This window comes from Lactobacillus sp. Sy-1, assembly GCF_019303535.1.
GTDB lineage: Bacteria > Bacillota > Bacilli > Lactobacillales > Lactobacillaceae > Nicoliella.
In genome coordinates this window covers 762,882-778,536 of record NZ_JACCIU010000001.1, presented here as the reverse complement: position 1 = coordinate 778,536, position 15,655 = coordinate 762,882, and the positions used below count along the sequence as shown (strand labels likewise).

30 protein-coding genes are annotated in these 15,655 nt (G+C 37.9%); all 30 read right to left on the bottom strand.

Annotation, left to right across the window (positions count from 1 at the left end; translation table 11 throughout):
* The 30 genes from HZL42_RS03050 to rplD all read right to left on the bottom strand — a co-directional run bounded on the left by HZL42_RS03050 (nt 1) and on the right by rplD (nt 15,644).
* Complete coding sequence (locus tag HZL42_RS03050) at nt 1–798, bottom strand: energy-coupling factor transporter transmembrane protein EcfT (RefSeq protein ID WP_370629293.1); 798 nt, start codon at nt 796–798, stop codon at nt 1–3.
* A complete protein-coding gene (locus tag HZL42_RS03045) occupies nt 788–1,669 on the bottom strand; it encodes an energy-coupling factor transporter ATPase (protein WP_219054225.1) in 882 nt (293 codons plus the stop codon). The genes HZL42_RS03050 and HZL42_RS03045 overlap by 11 nt, the downstream gene beginning before the upstream one ends.
* Nucleotides 1,639–2,478: an energy-coupling factor transporter ATPase gene (locus HZL42_RS03040; protein ID WP_219282845.1), complete on the bottom strand. Its 840-nt coding sequence runs from the start codon at nt 2,476–2,478 to the stop codon at nt 1,639–1,641. Before HZL42_RS03040 ends, HZL42_RS03045 begins: the two co-directional genes overlap by 31 nt.
* A gap of 170 nt (nt 2,479–2,648) precedes the next feature.
* Entirely contained in the window at nt 2,649–3,032 is a 384-nt protein-coding gene (gene rplQ, locus HZL42_RS03035; RefSeq protein WP_219054224.1) for a 50S ribosomal protein L17, read from the bottom strand.
* A gap of 17 nt (nt 3,033–3,049) precedes the next feature.
* Nucleotides 3,050–4,000 carry a DNA-directed RNA polymerase subunit alpha gene (locus HZL42_RS03030; RefSeq protein ID WP_219054223.1) on the bottom strand — a complete coding sequence of 317 codons (951 nt, stop codon included), beginning with the start codon at nt 3,998–4,000 and terminating at the stop codon, nt 3,050–3,052.
* 78 nt (nt 4,001–4,078) lie between these two features.
* Nucleotides 4,079–4,471 carry a 30S ribosomal protein S11 gene (rpsK, locus tag HZL42_RS03025; RefSeq protein ID WP_219054222.1) on the bottom strand — a complete coding sequence of 131 codons (393 nt, stop codon included), beginning with the start codon at nt 4,469–4,471 and terminating at the stop codon, nt 4,079–4,081.
* 31 nt (nt 4,472–4,502) lie between these two features.
* Nucleotides 4,503–4,853 (bottom strand): 30S ribosomal protein S13, encoded by a 351-nt coding sequence (gene rpsM / locus HZL42_RS03020; RefSeq protein WP_219054221.1) that lies wholly within the window; start codon nt 4,851–4,853, stop codon nt 4,503–4,505.
* 30 nt (nt 4,854–4,883) lie between these two features.
* Nucleotides 4,884–5,000 (bottom strand): 50S ribosomal protein L36, encoded by a 117-nt coding sequence (gene rpmJ / locus HZL42_RS03015; RefSeq protein WP_219054220.1) that lies wholly within the window; start codon nt 4,998–5,000, stop codon nt 4,884–4,886.
* Between the two features lie 25 nt (nt 5,001–5,025).
* Nucleotides 5,026–5,244 carry a translation initiation factor IF-1 gene (infA, locus tag HZL42_RS03010; protein ID WP_219054219.1) on the bottom strand — a complete coding sequence of 73 codons (219 nt, stop codon included), beginning with the start codon at nt 5,242–5,244 and terminating at the stop codon, nt 5,026–5,028.
* 142 nt (nt 5,245–5,386) lie between these two features.
* A complete protein-coding gene (locus HZL42_RS03005; RefSeq protein ID WP_305067547.1) occupies nt 5,387–6,043 on the bottom strand; it encodes an adenylate kinase in 657 nt (218 codons plus the stop codon).
* A 23-nt stretch (nt 6,044–6,066) separates the two neighbouring features.
* Complete coding sequence (gene secY, locus HZL42_RS03000; protein ID WP_219054217.1) at nt 6,067–7,383, bottom strand: preprotein translocase subunit SecY; 1,317 nt, start codon at nt 7,381–7,383, stop codon at nt 6,067–6,069.
* A complete protein-coding gene (rplO, locus tag HZL42_RS02995; RefSeq protein WP_219054216.1) occupies nt 7,383–7,814 on the bottom strand; it encodes a 50S ribosomal protein L15 in 432 nt (143 codons plus the stop codon). Before rplO ends, secY begins: the two co-directional genes overlap by 1 nt.
* A gap of 30 nt (nt 7,815–7,844) precedes the next feature.
* Complete coding sequence (gene rpmD, locus HZL42_RS02990; protein WP_219054215.1) at nt 7,845–8,027, bottom strand: 50S ribosomal protein L30; 183 nt, start codon at nt 8,025–8,027, stop codon at nt 7,845–7,847.
* Nucleotides 8,028–8,041: 14 nt separating this feature from the next.
* Complete coding sequence (rpsE, locus tag HZL42_RS02985) at nt 8,042–8,560, bottom strand: 30S ribosomal protein S5 (protein ID WP_219054214.1); 519 nt, start codon at nt 8,558–8,560, stop codon at nt 8,042–8,044.
* Nucleotides 8,561–8,581: 21 nt separating this feature from the next.
* Entirely contained in the window at nt 8,582–8,938 is a 357-nt protein-coding gene (rplR, locus tag HZL42_RS02980) for a 50S ribosomal protein L18 (RefSeq protein WP_219054213.1), read from the bottom strand.
* A gap of 51 nt (nt 8,939–8,989) precedes the next feature.
* Nucleotides 8,990–9,529 carry a 50S ribosomal protein L6 gene (gene rplF, locus HZL42_RS02975; RefSeq protein ID WP_219054212.1) on the bottom strand — a complete coding sequence of 180 codons (540 nt, stop codon included), beginning with the start codon at nt 9,527–9,529 and terminating at the stop codon, nt 8,990–8,992.
* Nucleotides 9,530–9,556: 27 nt separating this feature from the next.
* Nucleotides 9,557–9,970: a 30S ribosomal protein S8 gene (gene rpsH, locus HZL42_RS02970; protein WP_219054211.1), complete on the bottom strand. Its 414-nt coding sequence runs from the start codon at nt 9,968–9,970 to the stop codon at nt 9,557–9,559.
* A 31-nt stretch (nt 9,971–10,001) separates the two neighbouring features.
* Nucleotides 10,002–10,187, bottom strand: coding sequence for a type Z 30S ribosomal protein S14 (locus HZL42_RS02965; protein ID WP_219054210.1), 186 nt, complete (start codon nt 10,185–10,187; stop codon nt 10,002–10,004).
* Between the two features lie 23 nt (nt 10,188–10,210).
* On the bottom strand, nt 10,211–10,753 hold the full coding sequence (rplE, locus tag HZL42_RS02960; RefSeq protein WP_219054209.1) for a 50S ribosomal protein L5: 543 nt from the start codon (nt 10,751–10,753) through the stop codon (nt 10,211–10,213).
* Nucleotides 10,754–10,781: 28 nt separating this feature from the next.
* Entirely contained in the window at nt 10,782–11,090 is a 309-nt protein-coding gene (gene rplX / locus HZL42_RS02955) for a 50S ribosomal protein L24 (protein ID WP_219054208.1), read from the bottom strand.
* A 31-nt stretch (nt 11,091–11,121) separates the two neighbouring features.
* Entirely contained in the window at nt 11,122–11,490 is a 369-nt protein-coding gene (rplN, locus tag HZL42_RS02950; protein WP_219054207.1) for a 50S ribosomal protein L14, read from the bottom strand.
* Between the two features lie 48 nt (nt 11,491–11,538).
* A complete protein-coding gene (gene rpsQ, locus HZL42_RS02945; RefSeq protein ID WP_219054206.1) occupies nt 11,539–11,805 on the bottom strand; it encodes a 30S ribosomal protein S17 in 267 nt (88 codons plus the stop codon).
* Between the two features lie 25 nt (nt 11,806–11,830).
* Complete coding sequence (gene rpmC / locus HZL42_RS02940; RefSeq protein ID WP_219054205.1) at nt 11,831–12,025, bottom strand: 50S ribosomal protein L29; 195 nt, start codon at nt 12,023–12,025, stop codon at nt 11,831–11,833.
* The gene (rplP, locus tag HZL42_RS02935; RefSeq protein ID WP_219054204.1) at nt 12,015–12,446 is read right to left on the bottom strand and encodes a 50S ribosomal protein L16; all 432 of its coding nucleotides are present in this window, start codon (nt 12,444–12,446) and stop codon (nt 12,015–12,017) included. The genes rpmC and rplP overlap by 11 nt, the downstream gene beginning before the upstream one ends.
* Nucleotides 12,447–12,448: 2 nt before the next feature.
* Nucleotides 12,449–13,165 carry a 30S ribosomal protein S3 gene (gene rpsC, locus HZL42_RS02930; RefSeq protein ID WP_219054203.1) on the bottom strand — a complete coding sequence of 239 codons (717 nt, stop codon included), beginning with the start codon at nt 13,163–13,165 and terminating at the stop codon, nt 12,449–12,451.
* Between the two features lie 12 nt (nt 13,166–13,177).
* On the bottom strand, nt 13,178–13,525 hold the full coding sequence (rplV, locus tag HZL42_RS02925; RefSeq protein WP_219054202.1) for a 50S ribosomal protein L22: 348 nt from the start codon (nt 13,523–13,525) through the stop codon (nt 13,178–13,180).
* 17 nt (nt 13,526–13,542) lie between these two features.
* Nucleotides 13,543–13,821: a 30S ribosomal protein S19 gene (gene rpsS, locus HZL42_RS02920; protein ID WP_219054201.1), complete on the bottom strand. Its 279-nt coding sequence runs from the start codon at nt 13,819–13,821 to the stop codon at nt 13,543–13,545.
* Between the two features lie 44 nt (nt 13,822–13,865).
* Nucleotides 13,866–14,708: a 50S ribosomal protein L2 gene (rplB, locus tag HZL42_RS02915; RefSeq protein ID WP_219054200.1), complete on the bottom strand. Its 843-nt coding sequence runs from the start codon at nt 14,706–14,708 to the stop codon at nt 13,866–13,868.
* Between the two features lie 25 nt (nt 14,709–14,733).
* Complete coding sequence (gene rplW / locus HZL42_RS02910; RefSeq protein ID WP_219054199.1) at nt 14,734–15,021, bottom strand: 50S ribosomal protein L23; 288 nt, start codon at nt 15,019–15,021, stop codon at nt 14,734–14,736.
* A complete protein-coding gene (gene rplD, locus HZL42_RS02905) occupies nt 15,021–15,644 on the bottom strand; it encodes a 50S ribosomal protein L4 (protein ID WP_219054198.1) in 624 nt (207 codons plus the stop codon). The genes rplW and rplD overlap by 1 nt, the downstream gene beginning before the upstream one ends.
* Between the last annotated feature and the right edge of the window lie 11 nt (nt 15,645–15,655).

The window sequence follows — 15,655 nt, the reverse complement described above, 5'->3', positions numbered from 1 at the left end:
TCACCCCCTAAGTACAAAAATTAATATTCCTGATATGATAAATACCGCCCAGGTACAAAAATCAATTTTACTTGCTTTATAAACGTGGTATTGACTTCGATTATCACCGTCTTTATATCCACGAGCTTCCATTGCCCTACCGAGACCCTCAGCATGCTTAAAAGAACTAATAAACAACGGAATTAAAATCGGAATCATTTTCTTTGACCGGGCAAGAATATTCCCCTCTTTAAATTTTACCCCCCGCGAACTCTGTGCCTTAATAATCGTCTCTGTCTCATCCATTAACGTCGGAACGAAGCGAAGTGAAATTGAAATCATTAGCGACATTGTGTAAACGGGAAACTTAATTTTTTTCAACGGCATCAGCAGTTTTTCGATTCCTGAAGCAATTGCTAACGGATCGGTAGTCAACGTTAGTACGGTGGAGAAAAAGATAATTAGCAAAAATCTTATAAAGATAAAACCAGCTGTCTTTAATCCATTATCAGTTACTGTTAGAAAGTAAAATTTAAAGAGTTGATGGCCAGTGTTATCAAATAGAATTTGAATAATTACCGTAAAAATAATCACCCATAGTAAGGGCCTAATTCCCCTAATAAAGAACCTAAGCGATGTTCTAGATGCGACTACCGATACTAATGCTAATAACGTCATTAACCCGTAAGTAACTAAATTATTAGCAAAGAAAATAATAAACACAAAGAAAATCGATAGTAATATTTTAGAAGCTGGATCCATTCGATGAACGATTGAGTTTCCTGGAATATAGCGACCCAGTAGTAATTTATTCATTATCATCACTCATTTTAAAATTTATTTTATTAAGTAATTCAGCAGTAAGCTCAGCAGGAGTCAATGGAAAACCACCTAGATTAATTCCCGTAGCCTTAAGTTGATCGTTAAATTGTACCGTTTCGGGAGCAGTTAAACTCATTTTAGTTAGCAGGTCTTGATTTTTGAATAATTCACGTGGAGTTCCTTTAAAAGCTAACTGTCCGTGATTAAGGACCACTACCTGCTTTGCAAACTTAGCAACAATTTCCATTTGGTGAGTAACTAAAACTACGGTTACGTTATCCTTTTGATTCAAGCTCTTCACCAAATTCATAATGTCTAGTTGCCCCTTGGGATCTAAACCAGCAGTTGGCTCATCTAGAACTAAAACATCGGGTTTGGAAGCCAACACTCCGGCAATTGCAACCCGTCTCATTTGGCCTCCAGATAAGTCAAAGGGCGAACGATTGAGTAACTTAGCATCTAACCCAACCTGTTTAATACTATTAATCGCCAGTTGATGAAGCTCTGCTGCTGGAACCCCAAAATTACGGGGTCCAAAAACGATATCTTTTTCAACCGTCTCTTCAAATAACTGGGTTTCCGGTTGTTGAAATACAATTCCGACCCGCTTCCGTAATTCGTAAACTTGCTTGATTGCGGTTTTAGCATTAAGAATTATATCATTTATCTTTGCAAAACCAGAAGTGGGTAATAATAATCCGTTAATTTGTTGAATCAAAGTTGATTTGCCACTCCCAGTATGGCCAACTAAAGCAATGAAATCACCATTATCGACATCAAAACTAACTTGATCTAATGCCTTGGATTCAAATGGCGTATCGGGTTGGTATAAATAGCTTACTTCTTTAAAGGAAATTGCTTGATCCATTCTATAAATGCTCCTTCATTCATGTAATGTTCAGGAATATCAACTCCAAAACGACTTAATTCCCACTTAATTTGTTCTGAATATGGTAATTCTAAGCCTAATTTGAGTAGCTTTTGAGGTTGATTGAATATCTCTTCCGGACGATTTTCAGCAACCACGATTCCATCATTTAATACTAATATCCGATCTGCTAACTTAAGTTCATTAACATCATGGGTAATTGAAATAACCGTTAGGCTATAACGTTGTTTTAGTTCCCTAATCACGGACAGTACTTGTTTTTTACCAACTGGATCTAGCATATTTGTTGCTTCATCCAAGATAATAATCTTAGGCGTTAAAGCAATGATTCCAGCTAATGCAATTCTTTGTTTTTGACCACCAGATAAATCTGAGGGAGATTTATATTTAAATTTCATCATATTCACTAATTCAAGTGCTTGGTCGACAATTTGATGCATTTTATCATGATCAATTTTACGGTTTTGAAGACCAAAAGCAATGTCATCCTCGACAGTGGCACCAACAAACTGATCATCGGGATTTTGAAAAACTAGCCCAATTTGCTCTCTTATATCCCATACGGTTGCTGGAGTTAAACGAACTGAGTCAACTTCAATTGAACCACCATTGATTTCAATTAGTCCATCTAGAGCACTAATTAGGGTACTTTTCCCACTTCCGTTATGACCAATAATGGATAACCATTCGCCCCGTTTAACGTTAAAGGAAACATCTTGAAGTGAATATTCATTGGCATCCGAATATTTATATTTTAGATGGTTAACCTTAATAATGAAATCGTTGATAATAATCCCTCAATTCTATTTTAATATAAATTTATGTATAAAAAAATCACTAACAGGTTAGTAATGCATAGATAGCGATCTACATTCGAACTAGACTCGGGACTCCCATCATCATAACGTTCTATATTACTAACCCTAGTGATTTCATTTAATTATGAAATTATAAACAATTAGTCAACTAATTGTAAAATAACCATTGATGCACCATCACCACGACGAGGCATGGTCTTGTACATACGAGTGTATCCACCGTTACGGTCGGAATACTTAGGTGCAACATCATCAAAAAGCTTTTGTAAAGCAGTTTGAACGGTTACAGTGTCGCCATCTTGCTTAGCATCTGCAATTACGTTTTGTAAGAATGCAGCAGCCTTACGACGAGCACTAAGATCACCACGCTTACCAAGAGTAATCATCTTGTCAGTGGTTGAGCGAACTTCTTTAGCACGTGCTTCAGTAGTCTTAATTTGACCATTGATTAGTAGTTCAGTGGTTAAATTACGAAGTAATGAACGACGATGAGCACTTGTGCGTTGTAATTTACGGTAACTCATATCTGGATATCCTCCTTTTAATCTTCTTTACGTAGGGAAAGGCCTAAATTATTTAACTTAACCTTTACTTCATCAAGTGACTTGCGACCCAGGTTACGAACCTTCATCATATCAGCTTCGCTCTTATCAGTAAGTTCTTGAACAGTATTAATCCCAGCGCGTTTCAAACAATTATAAGAACGAACTGAAAGGTCAAGTTCTTCAATTGTCATTTCTAACATTTTTTCCTTATGTGTTTCTTCTTTTTCAACCATTACCTTAGTATTCTTAGCTTCATCGGTAAGGTTAACAAACATATTAAGGTGATCAGTTAGAATCTTAGCAGCTAAACTAACAGCTTCACTAGGCGTCATGGAACCATTGGTCCAAACATCTAGAGTAAGCTTATCATAATCAGCTTTGTGACCAACCCGTGCATTTTCAACTTGGTAGTTTACACGTTCGATTGGGGTATAAATGGAATCAACTGGTAAAACACCGATTGGCATTCCTTCATTACGTTCTTTATTTTCATCAGCAGAAACGTAACCACGACCCTTATTCGCTGTTAAACGCATATGGAAAGTGGTTCCTTCTGCAACCGTAGCAATGTGCAAATCTTTATTTAAGATCGTAACATCTGAATCAGCTTCGATATCACCAGCAGTAACATTAGCCGGACCAGTAACGTTGATTTCAAAAGACTTTTCAACATCGTCTGAACCTTCAATTTTCAAATCAATCTTCTTAACATTAAGAATAATTTGAGTAACGTCTTCAACAACACCCTTAATAGTAGAGAATTCGTGTAAGACATCATCAATTTGAACACTAGTAATCGCAGCACCAGGTAAAGATGAAAGTAAAATTCTTCTCAAAGAATTACCAAGGGTTGTCCCATAACCACGTTCTAATGGTTCTACAACAACTTCACCATAGTTATCGGTTTCATCAATTTTATGAATATCAGGCTTTTCAAATTCAATCATTCTTATCTTCTACCCCTTTCAAAGCGTTACGAGTCAATAAAAGTTTATTCCCGTTAACCAAATAACGGACAAATAACCTTAAACCCGACGACGCTTTGGAGGACGAGATCCGTTATGAGGAACTGGAGTTACATCACGAATAGCGGAAACTTCCAATCCAGTAGATTGAAGTGCACGAATAGCTGATTCACGACCTGAACCAGGACCCTTAACAGCTACTTCGACAGTCTTCATACCATGTTCCATTGAAGTCTTAGCAGCAGCTTCTGCAGCCATTTGAGCAGCAAAAGGAGTTGACTTACGACTACCACGGAAACCTAATGCACCGGCAGAAGACCAAGCAATAGCATTTCCTTGAACATCAGTGATCATTACTAAAGTGTTATTGAAAGTGGAGTGAATGTGAGCAACACCAGATTCAATATTTTTCTTTACACGACGCTTACGTGTATTTCTTTTCTTAGTTGCCATGAGAATTATTTACCTCCTTTATAGAAATATTTTACTTACTACCCTTTTTACCCTTACGAGTACGGGCATTGTTCTTAGTGTGTTGACCTCTAACAGGTAAACCACGACGATGACGCATTCCACGGTATGAACCGATTTCTTGTAATAACTTAATGTTCATACTTACTTCACGACGTAAGTCACCTTCAATTTTGTAATTGTCAACAACTTCACGAATTTTATCTTCTTGGTCAGGAGTTAAGTCACGAACACGAACATCTTCAGAAACGTTAGCTTTTGAAAGGATTTCTTGTGATCTTGACTTACCAATACCAAAAATGTAAGTTAAACCGATTACGATACGCTTGTCACGTGGTAAATCAACTCCAGCGATACGAGCCATTAAATTGCACCTCCTATATTAATAATATAATTACTTGCCTTGACGTTGTTTGTGCTTAGGGTTAGTACAAATAACCATAACACGGCCTTTACGTCTAATAACTTTACAATTTTCACACATTGGTTTTACTGATGGACGTACTTTCATTCTAATTGCCTCCTAAACAAAAGTTCTACTTGAAACGGTATGTGATTCGACCCTTTGTTAAGTCATATGGAGATAATTCCACAGTAACTTTATCACCAGGTAATATCCGGATGTAATGCATCCGAATCTTACCTGAAACATGGGCCAAGATATCATGTCCGTTTTCTAATTCAACACGAAACATTGCATTAGGTAAAGTTTCTAGTACTTTACCCTCAACTTCAATGACATTATCTTTAGACAAAGAAAAATCCTCCCAAAAATCATATATTTTATTAATACATAATTAAATGCACTAATTTCTCAATCCTACATACATAGGATAGTTTAGCACACAAAGCGCGACTGAACAATTATATCAACAATAAATTGATATAATAGAGAAATTAATCTTGAAATTTATCAAGGATTTTGGTAATCGCCTTAGTAACGTCTTCAATGGATTGATTCCCATCAACAGTAAACAGAACATTCTTATTTTTATAAAAATCAATCAAAGGTGTATTCATTTTAATGTTAACATCTAAACGATTTTTAACTGTTTCAGGTTTGTCATCACTACGTTGATAAAATTCATGTCCGCCACAAACATCACAAGTATCTTTAACCTTTGGCATTTTGAATAATTTATGGTAAGTAGCACCACAATTTTTACAAATAAACCGTCCGGATAAACGATCAACCAAAGTCTTAGGATCAACATCAATGTTAATTACCGCATCGATTGGCTTATCAAGATCACTTGCAATTTTTTCTAAATCATTAGCTTGTTGTAAAGTTCTAGGAAAACCATCTAACATGTATCCCTTATTAGTGTCATCTTGTGATAAACGATCCTTAACAATTCCAGAAGTAACTTCATCTGGAACTAATTCACCCTTATCAATGTACTTTTTAGCTTCCACTCCCATTGGAGTTTCATTTTTAATTGCAGCACGGAAGATATCACCAGTTGAGATATGAGGAATTCCATATTTTTCAACAATATATTCTGCTTGAGTACCCTTACCAGCACCTGGTAGTCCCATTAAAATAAGATTCATTGACATAATATTACCCCTTTATTCTATAAATCTGTTGGTCTAGGGTTCTTAATAAATCCAACGTATTCACGCTTCATCATTAATCCCTTAATCTGTCTAATTGCTTCAATTGCAACCCCGACAACGATTAATAAACTAGTACCACCCAAACCAACTGATTCGCTCAAGTTCCAAACGTTTTGAGCAATAAGTGGAATTAAAGCAACGATTCCTAAGAAAATAGCACCGACAACACTCAAACGCATTAATAATTTAGAAATATAAGTTTGAGTTTCATTACCTGGCCAAACTCCCGGAATATAACTTCCTTGTTTGGTTAAATTCTCAGAAAGTTTTTCTGGATTGACCTGAACGAAAGCATAGAAGAAAGTAAATACAACAATCAAAAGTGTATATAATATGGAACCATAAACTGATTGCATATTAAATATTTGTGACATTATCTGATACCAAGTATCGTTTTGGTGATTATTCGCAAAATAAATTAAAATTGTTTGCGGAGTTGAAATAAACGAACTGGCAAAGATAACTGGGATAACCCCAGCAACGTTAACCTTTAATGGTAGATAACTACTATCATTTGAACTGGAAACCCGTCTCGTATATTGAATTGGGATTCTTCGTTCAGCTTGTTGAACCCAGGTAACAAAAGTAACAATAATTAAAACAGCAATAAGAATTACAGCTAAGAATGCAATTCCTTGCCATAAACCAGATCCACTTTCACCCACAATATAATCAGTATATAGTTGTTGGATTCCAACTGGAATTCTTGCAACAATACCTGCAAAGATAATCATGGAAACACCCTGACCGATTCCTCGATCAGTAATCATGTCTCCCATCCAGGTTGTTAACATTGAACCACCGGTTAGAATAATACCAATACTTACGTAAGTTGCAATTCCAGGATTTTTAACTAGATTCAAACTACTTAAAGTATTAAAACCAGCTGTAATCCCAACGGATTGGACGAACGCAAGAATAACGGTCATAATTCTAGTAACCTGATTTAATTTACGTCGACCAACTTCCCCTTGTTTACCCCACTCCACAAACTTAGGAACGATATCCATTTGGAGAAGTTGAACAACAATTTGAGCAGTAATATACGGTGAAACACCCATAGCGAAGATGGAGTAGTTTGTTAACCCACCACCACTAAAGGTGTTTAAAATGCTAACCAATCCAGAAGAAGAAACGCTTTGAAGTGCTTTAGCGTTTATACCAGGAACCGTAATAAATGAACCAAGTCTAAAAACAATTAGTACTCCTAAAGTAAAGAGGATCTTATTTCTAATATCCTTTATCTTAAAAGCGCTCGTTATGGTTGATAGCATTAGATCACCTCAATTTTACCGCCGGCATTTTCAATTGCTGATTGGGCTGACTTAGAAAACTTGTTAGCCTTAACAGTTAATTTCTTAGTTAAATCGCCTTCGCCAAGAATCTTAATTCCAAACTTAACGTTTTTAACTAAACCAGCTTCTGCAAGGCTTTCAGGAGTTACATCCGCACCATCATCAAATTGGTTTAATGATGCTAAGTTAACAACTGCATATTCCTTGCGGTTAATGTTAGAGAATCCACGTTTTGGCATTTGACGGTAAAGAGGCATTTGCCCACCTTCAAAACCTAAACGAGTCTTGCTACGAGCTTTTTGACCTTTTTGTCCACGACCAGCGGTCTTACCTTTACTTCCGCGACCACGACCAATTCTTGATCTTGATGAACGTGAACCTTCAGCAGCTTTTAATTCATTTAACTTCATTAAAAGTACACCTCCTTATTAAATAGTAAATTACTTAACTTGTTCAACTTTAACTAAATGTGCGATCTTAAATAAGGCACCACGAACAGCTTCGTTATCTTGCTTTACAACAGTGCTGTTAACACGGTGTAAACCAAGTGCTTCAACGATTTTACGTTGCTTAGGGAGACGGTGCGCTGCACTATGAGCTAAAGTAATTTTTAATTGAGCCATCTCTAAACTCCTCCTTATTCTGCTAAGTGTTGAGCAGAAACACCACGTAAAGCAGAAACTTCTTCTGCACTCTTCAATGAAATTAAACCTTCGAAAGTTGCACGAACAGAGTTGATTGGTGTGTCTGAACCCAGACGCTTACTAGTAACATCATCGATACCAGCTAATTCCATAACGGCACGAACAGCACCACCAGCAGCAACTCCAGAACCTTCAACGGCTGGCTTCAACATGATCTTTCCACCACCGAAGATACCAACAACTTCGTGAGGGATAGTAGTTCCAACAATTGGTACTTCAATTAAGTTCTTACGAGCATCTTCAACTGCTTTACGGATAGCTTCTGGAACTTCTTGAGCTTTACCAGTACCGAAACCAACATGTCCATTCTTGTCACCAACAACTACTAAAGCAGCAAAACGTAGACGACGTCCACCTTTAACAACCTTGGTAATCCGATTAATAGCAACAACATTATCTTCAAGTTCTAATTTACTTGCGTCAATTTGGTTCGGACGAATTTTTTTAGCCATGTGTTGTCAATTCCTCCTTTTTTAGAATTCTAGTCCATTTTCACGAGCGGCTTCTGCCAAGGCTTGAACACGGCCATGGTAAAGGTAACCCCCACGATCAAATACAACATTTTTAACGTTTTTAGCAGCTGCTCTTTCAGCAACTAACTTACCCACGATTTTAGCTTGGTCAGTCTTGTTTCCTTCACTAACTTCACTATCGAGAGTTGAGGCACTAGCAAGCGTCACACCCTCTACATCATCAATAATTTGAGCGTAGATGTTTTTGTTAGAACGGAAAACGTTCAAGCGTGGGCACTCGGCAGTACCAGAAATCTTGTTACGGACACGTAAATGACGACGTTGGCGTGTCTTGTTCTTATCTGGTTTTGTAATCAAAATAGTCACCTCTAATTTAATATAGTAGCAAAATAATAAGTAATAATAATATTACTTACCAGTTTTACCTTCCTTACGACGTACATATTCATCTTCGTAACGAATACCCTTACCTTTGTATGGTTCAGGTGAACGCACGGCACGAACCTTAGCAGCAAAGTCACCAACGTGTTGCTTGTTGATTCCACTGATGTTAATAGTTGTGTTATCTGGAACTTCTAGTTCAAGATCTGCAGGAACTTCAATTTCAACGGGGTTTGAGTAACCAACGTTAAGAATTAAAGTCTTACCCTTTAATTGAGTACGGTATCCAACCCCGATAAGCTTAAGGGTTTTCTTGAAACCGTTAGTAACACCTTCAACGATGTTGTTGAAGTTAGCACGCATAGTTCCGTGCATTGCACGAACTTTGTTAGTGTAACGAACGCTAGGTTCAAAACTAACAACGTTATCTTCAACCTTAACAGCAATTTCAGGTGAAAGCGTAGTTGATAATGTACCCTTAGGTCCCTTAACAGTTAACTTGTCATCTTCTTGACTGAATTCAACCTTTTCAGGTAATTCAACCTTTTTATAACCAATACGACTCAAAATTACACCTCCAATACTTTTAAAATTTTACCAAACGTAAGCTAATACTTCGCCACCAATTTTCTTGGCGCGAGCTTCCTTATCAGTAATAACACCTTCAGAAGTTGAAATAATCGCAATTCCTAAACCATTTAAAACCTTAGGAACTGATTGTGAATCAACGTATGAACGTAAACCTGGCTTTGAAATACGCTTTAAACCAGAGATAACACGACGGTTACTTCTACCGTCGTTATCCTTACCGTACTTTAAGAATACGCGGATAACGCCTTGCTTGTCGTCTTCGATGTATTCAACATCGCGAACGAATCCTTCGTTTTTAAGGATCTCAGCAATGGCACGTTTAATTTTTGATGCAGGTGCTTCAACTGATTCGTGACGAGCCATGTTGGCATTCCGAATCCGAGTTAAGAAATCTGCAATTGGATCTGTCATAGACATAAACGATAAGCCTCCCTTTATTTTTTATATTTTACCAGCTGGCCTTCTTCATACCAGGAATTTGACCCTTGTGGGCTAAATCACGAATACAAAGACGGCATAGATGGAATTTTCTGTAAACAGAGTGAGGACGTCCACAGCGTTCACATCTTGTGTAGTTTTGAGTTGAGAACTTTGCAGGACGATTTGCTTTTAAAACTAATGCTTTTCTAGCCAATATAAAGCCTCCCTATAGATTCACTACTTAGTGAATGGCATTCCGAATTGTGCTAATAATTCTTTTGATTCTTCATCACTATTAGCAGTAGTAACAATAACAATATCTAATCCACGAACACGATTAACGTTATCGTAGTTGATTTCTGGGAAAATTAATTGTTCACGAACACCTAAAGTGTAGTTACCACGACCGTCGAATGATTTCTTGCTAACACCATGAAAATCACGGACACGTGGAAGTGAAACGTTAATCAATTTATCTAAAAATTCGTACATACGTTGGCCACGTAAAGTAACCTTAGCACCGATTGACATACCTTCACGTAGTCTAAAACCGGCAATTGACTTCTTAGCCTTTGTAACTAATGGCTTTTGACCAGAAATTAAAGCTAATTCAGCAACTGCTTCATCTAAATTCTTAGCGTTGGTAACAGCGTCACCAACACCCATGTTCAAAACAATCTTATCAAGCTTTGGAGCTTGCATGATTGATGAGTAGTTAAATTTTTCAACTAATGATTTTGAAATTTCATTAGTGTATTTGTCTTGTAAGCGACTTGGCATAAATGAGATATCCTCCCTTCATCAAAAATTAATCGAGTGATGTATTTGTCTTCTTTGAGAAGCGAACTTTCTTTCCGTTATCTTCTCTAATTCCAATCTTAGTTGGTTCGTTGTTAGAAGGGTCAATAATCATAACGTTAGAAACATGAATAGGTGCTTCTACATCATTAATTCCACCCTGTGGGTTACTTTGAGAAGCTTTTTGATGCTTCTTAACGATGTTAACACCTTCAACTACTACGCGATCTGTTGAGGCAATAGTCTTTGTAACAGTTCCTTCTTTACCCTTGTCTTTACCACTGATTACACGAACTTTGTCACCAGTTTTAATTAACATTTTACGGCACCTCCTTGGCGTTTAGTAGTTATTATAGTGTTTCAGGAGCTAGTGAAACGATCTTCATGAAGTTGTTGTCACGTAATTCACGTGCAACCGGTCCAAAGATACGAGTTCCACGGGGGCTCTTGTCATCATTAACGATAACAGCAGCATTTTCGTCAAAACGAATGTATGAACCGTCCTTACGACGAGATACAGACTTAGTTCTAACGATAACAGCCTTAACAACGTCACCCTTTTTGACAACGCCACCTGGTGTTGCTTGTTTTACAGTAGCAACAATGATGTCACCGATACCTGCATAACGTCTACTTGATCCACCTAAAACCTTAATGGTTAAAATTTCACGAGCACCTGAGTTATCAGCAACTTTTAAACGACTTTCTTGTTGAATCACGGTAAAATCCTCCCTTCATAGTTGGATCATTAGAATACGATAAAATGACTAGATAATAACAGCTTTCTTAACAATGTTAACTAAACGGAAATGTTTAGTAGCTGATAATGGCCGAGTTTCCATGATTTCAACAATGTCGCCATTTTTAGCTTCATTCTTTTCATCATGCGCCTTGTATTTCTTTGAATACTTAACCCGCTTACCGTAAGTTGGATGAGTCTTAGTGGTTTCAACAATTACAGAAATAGTCTTATCCATCTTGTCAGAAACAACGCGACCACGGTATACCTTGCGTTCATTACGTTCTTCGCTCATGTATAAACCTCCTTTTATCGTATTCTTACTTGTTTAATTCTTTTTGACGAAGTGCAGTCTTAATACGTGCAATGTTCTTACGAACTTGTTTTAATCTTGCAGTATTTTCCAATTGTCCAGTAGCCAATTGAAAACGAAGGTTAAACAATTCTTCTTTGTAACCTTGTTCTTTTTCGTGCATTTGATCAGTGGTTAATTCATTAATTTCTTTAGCCTTCATTTGATTCGCCACCTACTTCCTTTTTAACAATCTTAGTACGTACAGGAAGCTTCATTGCAGCTAAACGTAAAGCTTCTTTAGCAATTTCATCAGTAGTGTCTCCTACTTCGAATAACACCTTACCACGTTTAACGGGGGCAACCCATCCAGCTGGGGCACCCTTACCATTACCCATACGAACTCCGACACCTTTTTCAGTATATGATTTGTGAGGGAAAATCTTAATCCAAACTTTCCCACCACGCTTCATGTAACGTGTGATAGCAACACGACAAGCTTCGATTTGTCTATTGGTAATCCAATGTGAATCTAATGATTGTAAACCATAACTACCGAAAGTAACTGACTTACCACCCTTTGCTTGACCACGTAACTTACCACGATGTTCACGACGATGTTTTACACGTTTTGGTACTAGCATGCTTATTCCCCTCCTTTACGATTATTGTTCCGCCGGTTGTTGTTTCGACGATTATTGTTATTAGCTGGGATATCGTTGTTAACAGCAGCTTGGCCTGGTAAAATTTCACCACGATAAATCCAAGTCTTAACACCAATAGCACCGTAAGTAGTATGTGCTTCTTCCCATGAGTAATCGATATCAGCACGTAAAGTATGCAATGGAACAGTACCTTCAGCGTATGATTCGATACGAGCCATATCAGCACCATTCAAACGACCAGCTACTTGAGTCTTAATACCCTTAGCACCTGAACGAACACTACGTTGCATTGCTTGACGCATTGCACGACGGAAAGCCACACGACCTTCTAGTTGAGCAGCAATGTTTTCACCAACAAGAATAGCATCTAAATCAGGTTTCTTGATTTCGATAATGTTAATGTGAACACGCTTACCAGTTAATGAGTTTAATTGTTTACGAAGACTTTCAACTTCGGATCCACCCTTACCAATAACCATTCCTGGCTTAGCAGTGTGAATAGAAACGTTGACACGCTTTGCAGCACGTTCGATTTCTACAGTAGAAACAGAAGCGTCAGAAAGTCTTTCTGCGATATATTTACGGATTTGAAGGTCTTCCTTAAGATTAGCAGCAAAATCTTTTTCAGCATACCATTTTGCTTCCCAATCGCGGATGATTCCTACACGAAATCCGTTTGGATTTACTTTTTGACCCACGCGTTATACCTCCTACTTTTCAGAAACTACGACAGTGATGTGACTAGTTCTCTTGTTAATTGGTGAAGCTGAACCCTTTGCACGAGGACGGAACCGCTTTAAAGTTGGTCCTTCATTTACATATGCTTCACTTACAACTAAGTCTTCACGATCTAAATCAAAATTATTTTCTGCATTAGCTACAGCTGACATAAGAACCTTTGATACAACTGGAGAAGCACCCCGAGGAGTGAATTTCAAGATTGCACTGGCTTCTGCCACGCTTTTACCTCTAATAAGATCAACTACAAGGCGGACCTTACGAGCGGCAATACGAACAGTTCTTGCAGTAGCTTTTGCTGATGTAACTTGTTCAGCCATTTATTAATCCTCCTTGTTTAGACAGTTTTCTTATCGTCACCCTTAGCGTGACCATGGAAAGTACGGGTTGGTACGAATTCACCAAGCTTGTGTCCTACCATGTCTTCTTGAACGTAAACGGGAACGTGTCTTCTCCCGTTATAAACAGCGATAGTGTATCCAATGAAGCTTGGAAAAATAGTTGATCGACGAGACCAGGTCTTAATTACTGACTTCTTTTCAGAATCCTTTTGAGCATCAATCTTCTTTAAAAGACTGGCATCAGCAAATGGTCCCTTCTTTAAACTACGACTCATTATAAAACCTCCCTTTCAAATTCATCTTTTAGTGATGAATTAAATTACATCTTTGAACCTTTACGACGACGAACAATCATCTTGTTAGAACGAGCACTCTTAGAACGAGTCTTCTTACCAACAGTCTTCTTGTGCCATGGTGATAATGGAGATGGGTAACCAACTGGAGCTTTACCTTCCCCACCACCATGTGGATGGTCGTTAGGGTTCATTACAGAACCACGAACATGTGGACGTTGACCTTTGTAACGAGTACGACCGGCCTTACCAACATTAACTAATCCGTGTTCTTCATTTCCAACACTACCGATAGTAGCACGGTTTACTGAAAGAATCATACGAACTTCACCAGATGATAACTTAACTAGTGCGTATTTACCTTCATTACCTAATAATTGAGCTGAAGTACCAGCAGAACGAACTAATTGACCACCCTTACCAGGCTTCAATTCGATGTTATGAATGATACTACCAACTGGGATCTTGTTCAATGGTAATGCATTACCAACTTTAATATCAGCATTTGCACCTGATTCAACTTTATCCCCAACCTTTAGTCCCTTAGGGGCAAGGATGTATGATTTAACACCATCAGCATATACTAATAATGCGATATTAGCAGTCCGATTTGGGTCATATTGGATTGATTGAACAGTAGCCATAACATCATCTTTGTTACGCTTAAAATCAATAATCCGGTATTGGTTTTTGTTACCACCACCACGATGACGAACAGTCATGCGGCCTGAGTTGTTACGACCAGCTTGGTGCTTCTTAGCAGCCAATAAAGACTTTTCAGGCTTTTGAGTCGTAATAACTTCCTTATAGTTAAGGCTAGTCATGTTACGACGACCATTACTGGTTGGTTTGTACTTTTTAAGTGCCAAAGTATTCCCCTCCTATTTTAATATTTTATTTTTCGCTAAATAATTGAATTTCATTTGAATCTGAAGATAGAGTAACGATTGCCTTACGGCGCTTCTTAGTGTAACCAACGAATGATCCTTGGCGCTTCTTCTTACCCTTAAGATTCATAATGTTTACTTTAACAACCTTAACATCAAAGATATCTTCGATTGCTTTTTTAACTTGTGTCTTAGTTGCCCGTACGTCTACATCAAATGTGTAACGTTTGTCATCCATTAAAGCAGTGGTTGCTTCAGTGATAACTGGACGTAAAATGATATCGCGTGATTCCATTATGCGAGCACCTCCTCTACTTGAGAAAGAGCAGCCTTAGTAATAACAACCTTGTCACTGTGAACAACGTCAAGAGTGTTAACACTCTTAGCACTAATAACAGTAACGTTCTTTAAGTTACGTGCTGATAAAGCAACGTTATCGTTGTCATCTTCTAAGACAACTAAAGTCTTAGTAGTAGCATCCAAATTCTTTAATACGTTGTTAAATTCCTTAGTCTTAGGAGCACTAAATGCTAGTGAATCAACAACAACAAAGGCATCGTTAGCAACCTTTTCTGAAAGAACAGACTTAACAGCTAAACGAGTAACCTTCTTTGGAAGGTGGTATGCGTATGAGCGAGGAGTTGGTCCGAAGACAACACCACCGCCACGCCATTGTGGTGAACGGATGGAACCTTGACGAGCACGACCAGTTCCCTTTTGACGCCATGGCTTCTTACCACCACCGCGAACGGCACTTCTGTTTTTAACAGCATGGGTACCTTGACGTTGTGATGCGCGTTGCATAGTGATTGTATCAAATACAACACTATCGTTTGGTTCGATGTTGAAAATGGCGTCATTTAAGTCGACGTTGCCATTTGTACTACCATCTTGTTTGTATAATGCTACGCTTGTCATTTATTGTTCCT

What these genes read in the sequence shown, in the direction of transcription:
- HZL42_RS03045 (WP_219054225.1), bottom strand. Translation starts at nt 1,669, where the DNA reads ATGGATCAAGCAATTTCCTTTAAAGAAGTAAGCTATTTATACCAACCC.
- rplQ (WP_219054224.1), bottom strand. Translation starts at nt 3,032, where the DNA reads ATGAGTTACCGTAAATTACAACGCACAAGTGCTCATCGTCGTTCATTA.
- HZL42_RS03030 (WP_219054223.1), bottom strand. Translation starts at nt 4,000, where the DNA reads ATGATTGAATTTGAAAAGCCTGATATTCATAAAATTGATGAAACCGAT.
- rpsK (WP_219054222.1), bottom strand. Translation starts at nt 4,471, where the DNA reads ATGGCAACTAAGAAAAGAAATACACGTAAGCGTCGTGTAAAGAAAAAT.
- rpsM (WP_219054221.1), bottom strand. Translation starts at nt 4,853, where the DNA reads ATGGCTCGTATCGCTGGAGTTGATTTACCACGTGACAAGCGTATCGTA.
- rpmJ (WP_219054220.1), bottom strand. Translation starts at nt 5,000, where the DNA reads ATGAAAGTACGTCCATCAGTAAAACCAATGTGTGAAAATTGTAAAGTT.
- HZL42_RS03005 (WP_305067547.1), bottom strand. Translation starts at nt 6,043, where the DNA reads ATGAATCTTATTTTAATGGGACTACCAGGTGCTGGTAAGGGTACTCAA.
- secY (WP_219054217.1), bottom strand. Translation starts at nt 7,383, where the DNA reads ATGCTATCAACCATAACGAGCGCTTTTAAGATAAAGGATATTAGAAAT.
- rplO (WP_219054216.1), bottom strand. Translation starts at nt 7,814, where the DNA reads ATGAAGTTAAATGAATTAAAAGCTGCTGAAGGTTCACGTTCATCAAGA.
- rpmD (WP_219054215.1), bottom strand. Translation starts at nt 8,027, where the DNA reads ATGGCTCAATTAAAAATTACTTTAGCTCATAGTGCAGCGCACCGTCTC.
- rpsE (WP_219054214.1), bottom strand. Translation starts at nt 8,560, where the DNA reads ATGGCTAAAAAAATTCGTCCGAACCAAATTGACGCAAGTAAATTAGAA.
- rpsH (WP_219054211.1), bottom strand. Translation starts at nt 9,970, where the DNA reads ATGTCTATGACAGATCCAATTGCAGATTTCTTAACTCGGATTCGGAAT.
- rplE (WP_219054209.1), bottom strand. Translation starts at nt 10,753, where the DNA reads ATGCCAAGTCGCTTACAAGACAAATACACTAATGAAATTTCAAAATCA.
- rplX (WP_219054208.1), bottom strand. Translation starts at nt 11,090, where the DNA reads ATGTTAATTAAAACTGGTGACAAAGTTCGTGTAATCAGTGGTAAAGAC.
- rpsQ (WP_219054206.1), bottom strand. Translation starts at nt 11,805, where the DNA reads ATGAGCGAAGAACGTAATGAACGCAAGGTATACCGTGGTCGCGTTGTT.
- rpmC (WP_219054205.1), bottom strand. Translation starts at nt 12,025, where the DNA reads ATGAAGGCTAAAGAAATTAATGAATTAACCACTGATCAAATGCACGAA.
- rplP (WP_219054204.1), bottom strand. Translation starts at nt 12,446, where the DNA reads ATGCTAGTACCAAAACGTGTAAAACATCGTCGTGAACATCGTGGTAAG.
- rplV (WP_219054202.1), bottom strand. Translation starts at nt 13,525, where the DNA reads ATGGCTGAACAAGTTACATCAGCAAAAGCTACTGCAAGAACTGTTCGT.
- rpsS (WP_219054201.1), bottom strand. Translation starts at nt 13,821, where the DNA reads ATGAGTCGTAGTTTAAAGAAGGGACCATTTGCTGATGCCAGTCTTTTA.
- rplW (WP_219054199.1), bottom strand. Translation starts at nt 15,021, where the DNA reads ATGGAATCACGCGATATCATTTTACGTCCAGTTATCACTGAAGCAACC.
- rplD (WP_219054198.1), bottom strand. Translation starts at nt 15,644, where the DNA reads ATGACAAGCGTAGCATTATACAAACAAGATGGTAGTACAAATGGCAAC.